The sequence below is a fragment of the Congregibacter sp. genome, from assembly GCF_045107095.1.
Classification (GTDB): Bacteria; Pseudomonadota; Gammaproteobacteria; order Pseudomonadales; family Halieaceae; genus Congregibacter.
The window spans coordinates 21203-36254 of record NZ_JBGCFU010000008.1 but is presented as its reverse complement, the minus strand read 5'-3'; the positions used below and the strand labels follow the sequence as shown (position 1 = coordinate 36254).

The window sequence follows — 15052 nt, the reverse complement described above, 5'->3', positions numbered from 1 at the left end:
GCTAGAGCGCTTTGGTCCTTCGCTGGCTCGCTCGGAATAGAGGATCTGCTGCCTGAAGAATCTTCATGCGCAGCTGGGGGTTATAGTCAGGACGATTCTCCAAAAACTCTCTGACAGTCGACGCGAGGCTTGGTGCGCTATGAGGGCCGAGGCTTCGGTTGAGCCAGGCGCTGGGGAAAAAGATGTCGCCTGTTACCTGAATTTCTTCAAGGAGCTCCAGGCTTGGTAAGACATAAGCTGCTGAGTGGTCGAGACGCGTAGGGTCATGAAGTCGTCGCAGTGCATCAGTTACCCACACTTCCGTAGCGCGATTCTCTGAAGTCTTTAGTGACTCAAAAAAACTGTTTCGGATTTCCGGATTATTAGAGAGAGCCGGCGCCAAAAAGTCGAGACGACGGAGGCGATCAGGGTTTGTTGTTTCTTGTCGCTGTTTGCTAATAACTTCCTCGGCGAGATCGGGTAGGCGCACGGCGATGATCTCGGCAAGGCGAATGCGCTCGGCCTCCTGGAGACGTAGTGAGGGTATGGCCTCTTTGCCGCTCCACACATTGTAAATTTGCTCCAATGCCTCGGTCGACAGGGCCATATCGGTGAACAGCTCAAAGAAAATTTTCGTTTTACTCGAGGTTTCCTGCGCCTGCATCGTCAGCCAAAGGTCGCTCTCCGTGCGAGGCATTCGTTCGCTGCGCTCTTGGGCGCTAAGAAGGCTGAAGTAAACGTAGTGCAATTGCTGGGCTGCTAGTTCAATAAGTAGATCATTACTTTCGGACAACACAATCCGAGCTAGCGTATCGAAGTATGCAGCGGCACTTTTGTCTGAATTAGACAGGAGTTCTTCAAAGCCCGAAACAAGGAGAACGCCTCGCTGCAGTGGTGTGAGTACTTCCCAGGCGTCAAACAGACGAGCGTCGACAGGGAAGCGACCGTATCCCAGCCCATCAGCATTAAACAGAAGGTTCTCAAGAGGCTCACCGTCGACGTTCTCCGGCAGGGGAGCTTCAGCCGCTGCCATCATGGAAGTTTCAGCAGCGTCGCTTAATGACCATAGCGAGAATTGCTGCGGCCATTCACGTCCTTCTCCGGCAGGATCAATCTGCCTGAGTATGGCCTGTGTTGTCTCTCCGGCGTTGCCGCTGGAGGTGCTTAGGGAAAAAACCGGCATCCCGGCACTGTTAACCCAAACTTCACTCCAGCTGGCCAGATCGATCTCGGTTTTCCCGTCGAGAATCTCGATGAGGGCGGGCCAAGTGGCGTTGGCGTAGGAGTAGCGACTGAGATACGTCTGAAGACCTTCCTGAAAAGCCGCCTCTCCCAGCAAGAGTTCGAGCTGACGCATCATGATCGGCGCTTTGTGATAGATGATAGGGCCGTACATTTGCCCCGCGAGGTTCAGATTGTCCAATCGCTGTCGGATAGGGTTGGCACCCTCGGTGCGGTCGACGGCGTAGGCCTGAGGGTAGTGGCTCACCAGAAAGTTGAGCTCATGATCCGTTTCGGGAAATTGCGGGTTTACGATTTTGTCCGCCATAAAGTTAGCAAACACTTCTTTCGTCCATACGTCGTCAAACCAACGCATGGTCACGAGATTTCCAAACCACATATGGGCGGTCTCGTGAGCGATAAGCTGCGCCCGATTTAACAGCTGACTCTCTGAGGGTGAGTCCTCCAGCAAAAGGGACGAAGCGCGGTACTGAATCGCGCCGACATGTTCCATGCCGCCGTAGGGGAAGTCGGGTATCAGCGCAAAAGCAAACTTCTCGAAGGGGTAATCGATTGCCGTGTAACCTTTTAGCCATTCTAGTGAGTCGCGGTGGATCTCAAAGATCGCATCGACGTTACGGTCGAGCTTCTCGGCGTCGGTCTCTCGGTGGAGCATCGTGATATCCCGCCCCCCCATGGTGCGAGTGACAGTCTCGAACCTGCCCGCGACAAAGGAAAACAAATAGGACGGTAGAGGATCGGTAGTTGCGAAGCGAAAAACCTGCCGTCCATCTTTTGTCGCAATACTTTCCCGGGAGCCGTTACCCAGTGCGGTCCAATCTGCAGGCGTTTCCAGCGTTAGCCGGTAGCGTGCTTTCAGATCGGGCTGATCAAAAAGAGGAAAAGCCCGACGCGCGCGATCGGGTACAAAAAGTGTAAAGAGATAGTCAGGGTTTCGGTTGACCGAGTCCTGCGGTGCCACAAAGTCCAATGTGAGTTCGTTTCGACCTATGCGGAGCGCTGAGCTTGGAATAAGGATGTGTTCATTTTCGAAGCTGTGAGCGATCAGTTTCCCTTCAGCAGTGACGGTAGTGATGCTATCGGCGCTTTGGGCAAAGTCGATCTGTAGCGGGTTTTCGATGCTGGAAAGATCGAAGCTAATGACAATACGCCCATTGAGGGGTAAGGCTGGATCGCTTGGTACCGAGAAGCTTAAGTCGTAGCTCAGTTCAGTGATTCGTTGAGCGCGATCTTGCGCCAGCGATGCAGATACGCCCGGCTCTACAACCATGCTGATTCCTTTGTTATCGAGCCCCTGCATTTGGCTGCTAGCGTCACAGCCAATAAGAATCGCACAGGAGAGTGCGGCCGACAGCTTTAATAGTCGTTTCACAAACAAGGCCCATGATAAGAAAAAGATAGACGATACCTGATTGGCACCCTGCTGTGGTGTTCATGAGTGGCACTCCCCAAGACCCCATCGCATCTGGTAACCTTCGCCGCTGTTTTTTCCCTACGGTTTAATGGTTTTATTATGCGTTATCGCTTAATTCTCCCGGTAATCGGGTTTGTCTTGGCGGGTCTAGCCCCTCTATCTCTATCGGTAAGTGCTCAGGATGTGATCGGCTCTGGCGCGAACGCTTTTGCGCAGCTCGGGCAGGAGCTACCTTCGCCCAACGTTTACCGCACGGCGTCCGGCGCTCCGGGTCATGCTTACTGGCAACAGCAGGCTGATTACGACATCGATGCTCGACTTGATGAAGACGCCCGGCGTATTGATGCCAGTGCTCGTATTGTTTACACCAACAATTCCCCAGATGCGTTGCGTTACCTGTGGCTGCAACTGGATCAAAACCGATTCAAGAAGGACTCTCTGGATCGGCGTTCACGCACGGTGAGCTCAGATCGAGTCTCCTACCGGAATCTGCGTGATCATCAGGCGGTGTCAGTGGGTGACTACGGTTACCGCAATTTGAGCTTTACCGGCGAGTCCGGTGAAGAGATGCCTTTCGTCGTTGTCGACACCATGGTACGCGTTGATTTGCCCAAGCCTTTGGCTTCCGGCGAGTATGTGAGCTTCAATGTTGAATGGACCTTCGACATTATTGAACGCGATACCGTTCGCAGTCGCGGTGGCTACGAGCAGTTTTACGAGTCGGATACCCAGATTTTCTTTCTATCCCAGTGGTTCCCTCGTCTGGCGGCCTATAGCGATTACGATGGCTGGCATAACAAGGCGTTTCTTGGGAGCGGAGAGTTCACTCTCGAATTTGGTGATTACGACGTCTCACTGACGGTACCGGACAATCACATTGTCTCCTCAACGGGAGCCCTGGCTAACGCCGATGAGGTGCTCACTAGTGAGCAGCAGGAACGCCTGGCCAGCGCCGGCTCAGACAAGCCTCGCTTTGTTGTTACCCCGGAAGAAGCTCTGGAGAACGAGAAGACCGAGGCTACGGGCACTCGTACCTGGCGCTTTGAGGCAGAGAACGTAAGAGATTTTGCCTGGGCAAGTTCCAGCAAGTTTATTTGGGACGCCATGGCTCATGAGCAGCCGGGTGCGAAGCATGAGCGTGTTCTCGCAATGTCCTTCTATCCCAACGAAGCTGAGCCCGTGTGGTCGAAGTACTCCACGCAGGCAGTCGTCCACACCATGGACGTCTACAGCCGTTTCTCTTTTGACTATCCCTATCCCACGGCGCAGTCCGTAAATACCTGGGAAGGGGGTGGTATGGAGTACCCGATGATCACCTTCAATGGTTATCGTCCAGATCCTCCTCGTGCAAAGGAAGATGATCCTGAGTCTGCCGAGTCACGCGCGGCAGCGGAGCTAGCGTATTCCCGACGTATCAAGTACGGCCTGATCGGTGTTGTAATTCACGAAGTGGGGCATATTTATTTCCCCATGGTCGTGAACTCCGACGAGCGTCAGTGGACCTGGATGGACGAGGGCCTGAACACGTTTCTGGAGTACGTTGCTGAGCTTGAGTGGGAAGAGGACTTCCCCGCATTCCGGCGCATCTCTAACTCCCTGATTAACGAGACTAACGTACTGGATATGATTCCCGAGTACATGATGTCGCCCAATCAGGTTCCTGTAATGACGCAGTCTGATTCTGTTTTGCGACTGGGGCCTAATGCCTACAGCAAACCTGCCGCGGCGCTGACTGTTCTTCGCGAGACGGTAATGGGTCGAGAGCTCTTCGACTTTGCTTTTCGTGAGTACGCTCAACGCTGGAAGTTCAAGCGGCCCACACCATCGGATTTCTTCCGCACCATGGAAGACGCGTCGGGTGTTGATCTGGATTGGTTCTGGAGAGCCTGGTTTTACACCACGGACTACGTCGACATGGCGATCACCGATGTTCGCGCGTACCAACTCAAGTCGGGTGACCCGGATGTCGATTACCCCCTCGACCGTGATGAGCACAATCGAGACAATCCGGTACCAGTGAATGTTGAACGCAATAAGGCAGAAGGCATTGTGCCGCGAGAAGAGCGCTTTGAAGCCTTAAAGGATCTGTACAGCGAGAATGACCGCTACACAGTGACTAACAAAGATCGTAACTCTGCGGCGGATAAGTTCAAGAAGCTTGAGCCCTGGGAGCAAAGAGCGTTTAACCAGGCGATCGAAGACGATGACTATTTCTACTTCGTGGACTTCGAAAACCTTGGCGGAGTGCCGTCACCTTTGATGCTTCACATCCAGTACGAAGATGGCAGTAGCCGTGAACTGGAGTTGGCTGCAGAGATCTGGCGCAAAAACTCGATCAAGGTGACGCACAGGCTCATTGAAGCTAAGCCTATCGCGTACATCGAAGTCGATCGTAGACATCAAACTGCTGACGCGGATTACAGCAATAATCGGTTCCCATCCACGATTCATCAGTCACGCCTGTCGGCTTACAAGTCGGATTCCAAAAAACGCAATCTGATGGCCGATATGCTGCACGAACTCAAGGACAGCGCCAAAGTAAATGCGGACGACGGTAAATCGGCGCCGCTGAAACCTGCGAATGGTGGCTAAAGCGGGAGACATCGCTACCGCCGCCCCTTCCAAAACACTGCGCTGGATTCTCAGCGCAGTGCTCCTCCTTTGTATGATGCCGGCGGGCGCTCACCGGGGTCATGCGGTCTGGACGGATATCGTCTGGTCTGGCGAGAGCTTTGAAATTGTGCACCGCATGCATCTGGCTGACGCCATCGTGGTCAATCGCTACATGGGCGGGACGGAGTCCATTGAAGAACTTCGAAGCCTGGCGCTTGTTGCGTTGTACGTAGATGAACGCTTTAAGCTGCTTTCTGCTGCACGCAAGGACGCGGCTATCAAACTCGAGACTATTGGTGCAGAGATCGAAGACGATTTTCTGCTGGTTTACCAGGAATGGGTGACAGCTCTGCCGGAGCGTTTCCCTGTGATCGACAACTTCGTCCTGCTGGACGTAGAGCCTGAGGCCCAGGCGTTTATCAAGATAAAAGCGCCGGGCCTCGATGAAGAGCGGGAACGTTAAACCCGCTCTTGTCCTTTGGTTGTGGCGCTATTGCTGGCGCGGTATCAGAGTTATCTCAGTTTGCCGCCCATCCAGGTAACGCACCGTTTTACCATCAAAAAAAGCGTCTTCTTCGGTCATAAAACGAACAAGCTGTCCGTCCCATTCGGGAACAGCAGCCTCTGCATTGAGTTCTATAGACCAGGCGGTGTTTGGCCACAGTGGATAAGCTCCCCGCGCTCCTTTCATCGGCCCCTGGTTATCCCACATGCCTATTCCTGGCCCGGCGCCATGGCCATGGAGACCTAAAGGGTGCGTGTAGATCGTGCCTTTGATGCCCTGAGCTTCAATGGTTTTCCGGGTGGCGGCGAGCATTTCATTCCCGGATTGGCCGGTTTTAAAAGTCGCCAGAAGCGCATCTTGCACTTTGTTCGCAGCGGCAAGGCCATCTCTTAAACCTTTAGGTGCTTCGGTTTCGCCGGGGCGCAGCACGTAGGCATGGTGCTGTGTGTCGGTGTTAAGCCTGAGATAAGTGATGCCAAAGTCCACATGCAGGAAGTCCCCGGGCATGACGACATCGCCTTCATCAAGACTCATGTTGGCGATTGAGAAGGCTGATTGGGAAGCTCGTTGAACGTGTACCGATGGATGAAACCATGTGTCCAATCCTAGATCGGAAACTTGTTGTCTCAGGTGCCAGCGAAGATCCTCTGTGGTAGTAATGCCGGGAGTAATCGTCGCTTCCGAAAACATTTCAGCGATGATCGCGTGAGCGATACGAACCAGTTGCGGGTAAGCGGCCATCTCCGCGCTCGTGCGAGTTTCGAGCCAGCCAATGGCCAGATTATGGTTCTCGACGAGCTTGTCGCTTAAGGGTCCGAGCGCGCGCTCCAGTTTTCGGCGCATGCCTGCGCTAAGGCCGTCGGCGAGAGGAAAGTCTTCAGAGGTGTTTATAGCGACCTTACTGGGGTTACGTTCTCGTATGATCTCCGCAACGCGCTCCCACTGATCACCCTGCTCTTCAGGATTCCAGGCTGATGGAAACAGGTCAGCGACGGGGTAGCGGGCAACGGCCATACGCTCCACGCCCTCGTCCTCGCCACGATCATGAAAAATCATAATCGTGGTCCGTCGCGCTGCGAGCCAGGTCGCGGGGAGCATGGTCTTTACCACAGGGTCTTCATCATACTCACCAGCGACCAGTATCCACATGTCTACACCTTCGCGGCGCATCAATGCCGGTACCAGTGTATCCAATCGGCCTTTGAGCCAACGGTCCACGGTGGCAGCGCGATCATCAAGATCGAGAATCTGCGGCATGCCAGGGTCAGTGAGCTCCTGGCTATGGACGGAGGCCGTTGTAAATGCGGCCACGCAACTGACCGCGAGAGTCAGCCTATGGAGTGTTTTGCGAATGTGCGTTGGAAAACTCATGGTTTAGTCTCTTTGCCAGCCGTAGTCTTTTGCCATGCGCGTAAAGCGCTCGATGTTGTCCAGAATCTGCTGCTCGGTTTGTTCTGAGCAGTTACCAATGATCGGTAGTGTTCGGAGAATCTTACTATCAGGATCGATGAGTACACGAGCCCTGTCAGGCACAGACAGGCTCTGAGCTCCCGAGGACATGTCTACTACCGTGATTTCCCCGTCAATGCTGACGTCGATAGGCATGGGAAAGTCTCTATCGCCCGGGACGTTCCAGGATAGCGACAGCTGACCGTTGTCACGGCTTGTGACAAGTTCTGGCATGCCTGCTTCGCGAAGGTAGGTCTGCACTAGCCAGCTGATATCTTCTCCCGCTTCTTCAGACATGATGTCGATAAAGTCTTCCGTGGAGCGATAGCGCGATTGAATGGGGTAGTTAAGGTCCCAGGGTTCGGCTGTGTCGTAGATCACGCGCCGGGTGCCTGCCCAGAAGGCCTCCTCACCAATGTGTCGACGAAGGCTGTGGAGCATCCATGAGCCCTTGGTATAAATGTCACGGTTGTCAAAGGCTTCGCCGGCATCTTCTACTTCAGGGTTGGCCACGGGAAGGCAGTGCTCGTTGTTTGTATAGGCCCCATACATATGGTCGTAGTAACCCATCGCGCCAATGGTTTCTTCGGCGTAGACCGCCTGCATGTAGGCACCGTAACCCTCGTGAAGCCAGGCGTCCTCGGGACGGGCGTGAGTCATAACGTTGCCAAACCACTCGTGGGCTAGTTCATGATGCAGGAGCCAGTCGTAGCCATAGCGGCCGCGCTTGTACTGCTCTCCGTAGCCGTTAATGGTTTGGTGCTCCATGCCCAGGTGTGGAGTCTCAACAAAACCGGCCTTCTCGTCACCCCAAGGGTAGGGTCCCAGGATGCGCTCGAAAAACTCGAGATCCGGGATAACGTCTGAGTTAATAAGCGCGCGAGCTTTGTCGGCATTTTCTTCAAGTGCCCAGAACTGAATCGGATAGCGGCTACCGTTGATTCCCTCGTACTCGTCCTCGACCAGCTCGAAGGGGCCGCCGTTAATTGCAACGGCATATCCGGAGTAAGGATGTCTGGAGCTCCAGTGCCAGGTATCGAAACCGTCATCGCCCTCGTCTACAGACCGAAGTACGCCAACAGAGGCCACTTTCACGCCTTTCGGTGCGCTGATCGCAAGATCAATGCCCTCGTCGGGCTTGTCTGCAAAGTTATCTTTACAGGGCCACCACAAATCACAGCCGTCACCCTGCACGGCGGTAGCGAACCATGGAGTGCCATCTACTTCAGACCAGACAAAGCCGCCAAACCATGGGGGTGCCAGTGCTACGTGAGGCTTGCCGCCGTAGGCGACAGTGATCGTGGCACTGTCACCTGCAGCCAGCGTGGCCGGCAAGCTGACCATGAAGGAACCTTCTTCGCGGCGCACCTTGAGCGGTGTTTCTCCCATCGTTACGCCTTCAATTACAAGTCGTGGATCAAGATCCAACTGCACGGTATCCAGTGACTCAAGGGCATCGAAGCGGACCGCGACGCTGCCTTCAATAGACCGGCTCTCGGGCATGACTTTGAGTGTCAGAGCATAATGCTGAACGTCAAAGGCGGCTTGCATGGGGGTCATAGCTTTACCAGACTTTACGGTGTCCCGGTGCAGGTCGTCGGGGTGGGCCTCACCACGAGCGGCCGCCTCGAGCGCGGCGATTACCGAGGCGGGTGCCATGGCATTGTCGTTAGATTGCTGATTGCTGCAGCCCGTTACAGCGGTGGCTAGCAAGCAGCTACCTAGCAGCGAGCGGGCCAGGGCCACGGACGATGTAGATTGAGTCACTCTGAGATACTCCTTAAGCAAGCACGAATACGAACCTTCACGCGGGCAGCACAGGCAAAGCCAGCTGATCAGGGGCGATAAAGTATCTCAGTGTAACGTCTTAGAGAGATCCTGTTGTCGTCAATTGGACGTTGCCGGCTCAGGCATTAGATAGCGATCAAAGTGCGTCAGCATTTTCCCAAAGAGGTAGCGGGAGTAATGAGCCTCTCGACTCCAGCTGTGGGTTGCACCTGGCGCAAAAGCAAAATCAAAGTCTTTGCCTTTCTTAATCAAGAGATCGGCCAGGGCGGCGGTGGTTTTGAAGGGCACAACTTGATCCTGCATTCCATGAATAATCAGCAAGTGGTCTTCGAGGTTGTCGGCATAGCGGGCCGCGGTGTTGAGAAACACCTCCGGATGCGTGTCGGGACGACGCACGATCGCCACATCGTCGGTACCAAAAAAATGTGGATCTACCGCTGCGGCAGCGGCAACGCCAGCACGAAAGAGGCCGGGCTTCTTTAGCAGCGTATAGATCGAAAGGGTCCCGCCGTAGCTGCTTCCCCAAATTCCCATCCGCTCGGTATCCATGTGTGGTTGGGATTTCAGGTAATCCACTGCGCTCACGATGTCTTCGATGTCATCACCGGCAAAGTCCACCAGAAACTCTTCGCGAAAGTCCCGTCCGTAGCCAGTACTACCGCGCATATCAACTTGCACAACTACATAGCCCTTCTGCACCAATAGCTGCTGTATTCGGCTGTACCGACCGCTCCAGCGGTTGCGCACGGTGTTCGAGTACATGGGGCCAAAGAGCACGGGATACTTTTTGCCAGGCTCTAAATTGAGTGGTTCTAAAATTCTCGCGTGCAGGGTGTAGTCATCAATGTGGCTCGGAAAGCTCACGTAGCGACTCCGGGCCCAGTCCTGCTCTTTAAAGCGTTCAGATTGGGAGTGAGTGACGCGGTGCGATTCTTCTCCCGGAGCTGCGAGTGCATAAATCTCGGGAGGTAGATTCGCTTCGCTATGAATGAATGCCAGATGCGCGCCATCGGGAGATGGGTAGGCGCTGTTATATCCCGGTAGCCGCGTGAGTTGCTCTGGTGATCCTTTATTTGCGTCTATGCGCAATACATGACGCTCCGCCGGCGTTGGTGCGTTAGCCGTGTAAAAGATCTGCCCGGATTTTGTGACCTGGGGAGCGCTTAACACATCGGTGCTCGCGTCGCTGATGCGCTTTGGGGATTTTTCCGGGGTGAACGCGTTGATCTGGTAGAGCCCGTAGCGATCATCAAGGTCACTGAGAAAAATGACCCGTTCGTTGTCGGAATGCCAGGCAGAGGCAAAGGCCGTGTAAATGCGACTGGGGCGATTACTGTGCCACACGAGGATCAGTTCGTTCTGCTCGTCTACCCGATAAAGCCAGCGGTCCTCTGCCGTGTCCGAAGCGATGTCCACGAGCAGCACGCCCGTTGCCGACCACGAAAAGCCAATGACTTGTTGAGCGTCCGTTTTTTCAAGCGGCAGAAGCTCTAACTTGCCATCGCTAAGGTCGATAATGCCTACCTGGCGAGATTCGTTGGCATCCCCGGGATAGCCCCTGCGTATCTCGTTGGGAGTTGTCTCCGCTGCGAGATAGTCGGGGAACGGCACTTTGCGCATGTTTTGACGATCTACCAAGTGAACGGCAATACGCTTACTGTCCGGCGACCACGCGTAGGTGGGTCCGCCCCAAATCCCCGGGCCTATCTCGCGCTCGGGCCTGTTGTAGCGCCCGATCGAAAGTTTGGATAAGGCCGGTATACCCAGTTGTGAAAGCGCTCTGAGAGTCTTTTTCCGCAGGTCGAATATCCAGAGGTCACCCTCTTTGAGGAACGCTAGCTGCCGACCGTCAGGAGCTATAGTGAGCGTGGACGCGTCATCACCAAGAATTCCCAATTGCTCTGCTGATCCATCGCTGGTGTCTAGTTGCCAAAGCCCATTACCCTGAAGAACGAGCAAATATTGCCCATCTCCTTGCCAGACGAAGTCACGCGGCGATGCAGAAGCGCCGGGAAGAGGGATCTGCCTTAGCTGTTTTCCATCGGCCGAAGAAAGCCACAAACCACGTTTAGGCAGACCCTTGTCGTTCCAGGTGAAGGCAAAGCTTCGACTGTCAGGAGCCCACTTTGGCGCTGAAGGTGATGTGCCAAAGAGACTGGGCGAAGCAAACACATCTTCCAGAGTGAGAGGTGGAGCGTCGCTTGCAACGACTGATTGAGTCAGCAGTGCGAAGGCGAAAGCACTTAGAAACGTGGCTAGGACCCTCCGTGGGGAGAGTTTTTGGGAGCTTAGGCTTGGAAAACAGCAACGACTCGCTGACATGGATCGTTATCCTTGGGTGATAGGTCAGGTGCTACGAGGTTCACCGGAGTTGATTCTGACATATACTTTTGACGTTACGGTAAAGCAATACTAACGAACACACTTTAAGGGTTAATCATGAAGCCAACGCTGTTTCTAGCTTGTTTGGGCCTTGTTTTTTCTTCCATATCGACGGCAGTCATCAGTGCGGGTGAGGATCGCAGTTTCTTTGATGGTATCGAGGCGCGCAATGTCGGGCCTTTTCGTGGAGGGCGTGCCACGGTAGCGGTAGGTGTTCGTCAAAACCCCCATGTTTACTACATGGGCACCACCGGAGGTGTCTGGAAAACCGAGAACGCTGGTGCCAGCTGGAATCCTGTGTCTGATGACGACTTTGGTTCCTCTGCGGTAGGCGCGATCGCCGTAGCGGCATCAGACCCAAATGTTGTGGTTGTGGGTATGGGCGAGTCACCTTTCAGAAACATTGCTTCATCGCAAGGAGACGGCGTCTACAAATCCACTGATGCAGGAAAAAGCTGGACTCACATCGGTTTTGAGAACGTGCGCCAGTTTGGTGAAATCCGTATTCATCCAGCAGATCCCGACACTATCTGGGTAGCGGCGCAGGGGAATACCTACGCGCCGGCAGATGACGCTGGTGTGTTCAAGACGACCGACGGTGGTGCAACTTGGCGCCGGGTACTGGAGCCCCTCAACGAGACTACCGGTGCTGTCGACCTGGCTATTGATCCCAGTAATCCGCGCATCCTGTTTGCCGCCATGTGGGACAACCAGCGTACTCCCTGGAAGCTGCGCTCGGGAGGCGAGGGTAGTGGACTTTGGCGCTCGACCGATGGCGGAGAGAGCTGGGAACGTCTGGTGGATGACCTGCCCGACGGCATGGGTAAGTTGGGTGTCGCCGTATCCGGTGTTAAGTCGGGTCGGGTTTGGACGATCATCGAAGCCGAAGGCGACGAAGGAGGTCTTTACCGATCTGATGATGGTGGCGATAGCTGGAGCCAGGTCAACAAGGAGCGAGTACTTCGTGCGCGCTCCTGGTACTACATGCATATTTTTGCCGATCCAAATGATGAAAACACGGTGTATGTGCTTAATGCACCGTTCATGAAGTCCATTGATGGCGGAAAGACCTTCAATCAGGTGCAAACGCCTCACGGTGATAACCATTACCTGTGGATTAATCCGGACAATTCAGACTGGATGGTTAACGCAAATGACGGTGGTGCCAATGTGTCTTTTGACGGAGCGGACACCTGGTCGCGACAAGACAATCAACCGACGGCTCAGTTTTACCGCGTTAATACTGATAACGCATTTGAGTACCGCATTTACGGCGGACAACAGGATAATTCCACGGTGGCAATACGCAGCCGATCCCGGGATGGCCAAATTGGCCGCGATGACTGGGAAGTGCATGGCGGTTGTGAGAGCGCTTACGTGGCCATGGATCCCGACGATCCGCGGTATACCTATGCCGGCTGCTATCTCGGCCTTATCGATGAGTTCGATACAGAAACGCGCACCAGCCGCTCAATAAAGGCCTACGCGGAAACGGGTTTGGGGCAGTTAGCGAGTGATTCCAAGTATCGATTTAACTGGAACTCACCTATCCATGTTTCTCTTCACGACCCCAAGGTGGTGTATCACGGCAGCAATGTGTTGCTGAAGTCGGTGAATCGCGGTTTTGATTGGACAGAGGCGAGCCCCGACCTTACTCGCAATGAATTAGACAAGCAGGGCCAGGGCATGGGGCCCTACACCAACGAGAACATCGAGCAATACAATACGATCTTCTCTTTTGCAGAGAGTCCCCACGATCCCGATACGCTGTGGGTGGGCAGCGATGATGGTCTGGTTCATGTAACCCGCGACGGGGGAGAGAGCTGGAAGAACGTCACGCCAAAGAATGCAGGACGAGGTTTGATCAACGCCATTGAGGTGTCCCCCCATGATCCTTCCGTCGCCTATGTCGTGGTGATGAAGTACAAGGAAGGTGACAACCAGCCCTATGTGTATCGCACGTCCAATTACGGTCGCAGCTGGTCATCGATTACCGACGGACTGCCTGAGGCGCACTTTGTACGGGTAGTGCGCGAAGATCCTGAGCGTGCAGGACTTCTTTTTGCCGGCATGGAGCGTGGTCTCTACATTTCGTTCAACAGTGGTAAGGACTGGCAGGCGTTTCAGACGAATTTGCCGATTGTTCCCATTACGGACCTGATGGTTCGTCGCAACGACCTCGTACTCGCGACTCAGGGACGTGCCTTCTGGGTGATCGACGACATCGTGCCACTGCGACAGTTTGACGAAGCGCAGGAATCAGCGACTGCGCACCTTTACGCACCGACCCCTGCGATTCGTTTGACACCCACAGAGGGTAGAGCCGGCGGTGGCGAGAGCGTGGCACCTAGTGCGCCCAATGGCGCGGTACTGTACTACGCGCTCTCTGACGAACTTGATCTTGAGGAGCAGGCCCTCGCCTTGGAGATCCTCAACGACGCGGGAGACGTCATTCGCAGTTTCGAAACGGACGTAGAGAAAGGTGTCGAGGGTGGCAGGGGAGCTATCCCTGCAGAAAAAGGCCTCAACCGGTTTGTTTGGAATCTTCGAACAGATTCAAGCGAGACCCTCGACTATGACGTCGTGTACGGCGCTCGTGCGGACAAATCCATTGCGGGCTATGCCGTAGCGCCGGGAGATTACACCGTGCGTCTGACACTAGGCGAAGAAGTCCAGGAACAAACCGTGAAGGTAAGCTGGGATCCCATCAATAACTACGAAGCGGATGCCATAGCAGAACAGCAGGCGTTTGTTGACGAAGCCTTTAGCATGCTCGATGCAATCTATACGCGTGTCGCCAGCCTGCAGGGTATTCAAAAGCAGGTGAAATTGCGTCAGACGCTGGCAAAAGAAGCGGGGGATGACATTGTTTCTGAGGCAGCCGAGTCTCTTTTGTCCTCATTGGAGGAGTGGCAAAAGTCGGTGACAACGCCTCAGCGGGAAACTTTTCAGGATGTGCTGAATTTTCATCCGCGCGTTGATGCCTTCCTCATTGATGTTTATCAGCAAGCAGACAAAGCAGTGCTAGGGCTGACCCGTGGTCAAAGAGATCGTCTGGATGATCTGCGGCCTCAATGGCAGGAAGCGATGTCTGCGTGGGAGACGCTGGTCAGCGAGGATGTTGCTGCATTTAACGCAGTCGCGGGTCCTGCAGTGGCGGCACCTGAGTGGGAGTAGACCTTTTAGCTACACCGTTTCTAGTCTTCGAGTTCGAGGCTAAGACTGAGAAGCGATGAGAGGAGGACGGTATGATGAAGGCAGTTGCTCCCTATCTCTGTGTGCGCGATGGTGCCGCGGCGATCGAGTTTTATAAGACGGCTTTTGCTGCGGAAGAACTTCAGCGCTACGAACATGAAGGCAAGCTTGGCCACGCTACTTTGCGCATCAATGGCAGTCTTTTGATGCTCGCGGACGAGTTCCTGGATATGGAGGAACTAGTTGGTAACGTTGCGCCTGACACCCTGGGTGGGCGTACGACTTTCTCGATCAATTTATCGGTAGATGACGCGGATGCATGGTTTGATCGCGCTATCGCTGCGGGAGCCACTGTTATTCGACCGGTAACTGATGAGTTCTTTGGGCGTCACGGCAAGTTGCGAGACCCTTTCGGCCATGTCTGGAGTGTTGTGACTCAGAGTGAGGCCAACTGAGCGATCAGTTGGCTCTACCCAACAAATGGA

8 protein-coding genes are annotated in these 15052 nt (G+C 54.5%); 4 read left to right on the top strand and 4 right to left on the bottom strand.

Annotation, left to right across the window (positions count from 1 at the left end; all coding sequences use genetic code 11):
* Position 1: 1 nt before the first annotated feature.
* A complete protein-coding gene (locus tag AB8B76_RS01870) occupies positions 2-2593 on the bottom strand; it encodes a M1 family metallopeptidase (protein WP_405269452.1) in 2592 nt (863 codons plus the stop codon).
* 66 nt (positions 2594-2659) lie between these two features.
* On the opposite strand from AB8B76_RS01870, the gene AB8B76_RS01865 reads away from it, so the two are divergent.
* A complete protein-coding gene (locus AB8B76_RS01865; protein WP_405269449.1) occupies positions 2660-5227 on the top strand; it encodes a M1 family metallopeptidase in 2568 nt (855 codons plus the stop codon).
* Positions 5217-5711: a DUF6702 family protein gene (locus AB8B76_RS01860; RefSeq protein ID WP_405269446.1), complete on the top strand. Its 495-nt coding sequence runs from the start codon at positions 5217-5219 to the stop codon at positions 5709-5711. The genes AB8B76_RS01865 and AB8B76_RS01860 overlap by 11 nt, the downstream gene beginning before the upstream one ends.
* Positions 5712-5738: 27 nt before the next feature.
* On the opposite strand, the gene AB8B76_RS01855 is transcribed toward AB8B76_RS01860, so the two are convergent.
* From AB8B76_RS01855 to AB8B76_RS01845, 3 genes are all read right to left on the bottom strand, one after another.
* On the bottom strand, positions 5739-7124 hold the full coding sequence (locus AB8B76_RS01855) for a M24 family metallopeptidase (protein WP_405269444.1): 1386 nt from the start codon (positions 7122-7124) through the stop codon (positions 5739-5741).
* Between the two features lie 3 nt (positions 7125-7127).
* Complete coding sequence (locus AB8B76_RS01850; RefSeq protein ID WP_405269441.1) at positions 7128-8969, bottom strand: M1 family metallopeptidase; 1842 nt, start codon at positions 8967-8969, stop codon at positions 7128-7130.
* A gap of 120 nt (positions 8970-9089) precedes the next feature.
* On the bottom strand, positions 9090-11312 hold the full coding sequence (locus AB8B76_RS01845) for a prolyl oligopeptidase family serine peptidase (RefSeq protein ID WP_405269438.1): 2223 nt from the start codon (positions 11310-11312) through the stop codon (positions 9090-9092).
* A gap of 117 nt (positions 11313-11429) precedes the next feature.
* Here AB8B76_RS01845 and AB8B76_RS01840 point away from each other — a divergent pair, with 117 nt between their 5' ends.
* Together AB8B76_RS01840 and AB8B76_RS01835 are read left to right on the top strand one after the other, a co-directional pair.
* Positions 11430-14549 (top strand): WD40/YVTN/BNR-like repeat-containing protein, encoded by a 3120-nt coding sequence (locus tag AB8B76_RS01840; RefSeq protein ID WP_405269435.1) that lies wholly within the window; start codon positions 11430-11432, stop codon positions 14547-14549.
* Positions 14550-14620: 71 nt separating this feature from the next.
* Complete coding sequence (locus AB8B76_RS01835) at positions 14621-15022, top strand: VOC family protein (RefSeq protein ID WP_405269432.1); 402 nt, start codon at positions 14621-14623, stop codon at positions 15020-15022.
* Positions 15023-15052 lie beyond the last annotated feature (30 nt).

Coding starts and splice junctions, on each gene's coding strand:
- AB8B76_RS01855 (WP_405269444.1), bottom strand. CDS start 7,124: ATGAGTTTTCCAACGCACATTCGCAAAACACTCCATAGGCTGACTCTC.
- AB8B76_RS01845 (WP_405269438.1), bottom strand. CDS start 11,312: ATGTCAGCGAGTCGTTGCTGTTTTCCAAGCCTAAGCTCCCAAAAACTC.
- AB8B76_RS01860 (WP_405269446.1), top strand. CDS start 5,217: ATGGTGGCTAAAGCGGGAGACATCGCTACCGCCGCCCCTTCCAAAACA.
- AB8B76_RS01835 (WP_405269432.1), top strand. CDS start 14,621: ATGATGAAGGCAGTTGCTCCCTATCTCTGTGTGCGCGATGGTGCCGCG.
- AB8B76_RS01840 (WP_405269435.1), top strand. CDS start 11,430: ATGAAGCCAACGCTGTTTCTAGCTTGTTTGGGCCTTGTTTTTTCTTCC.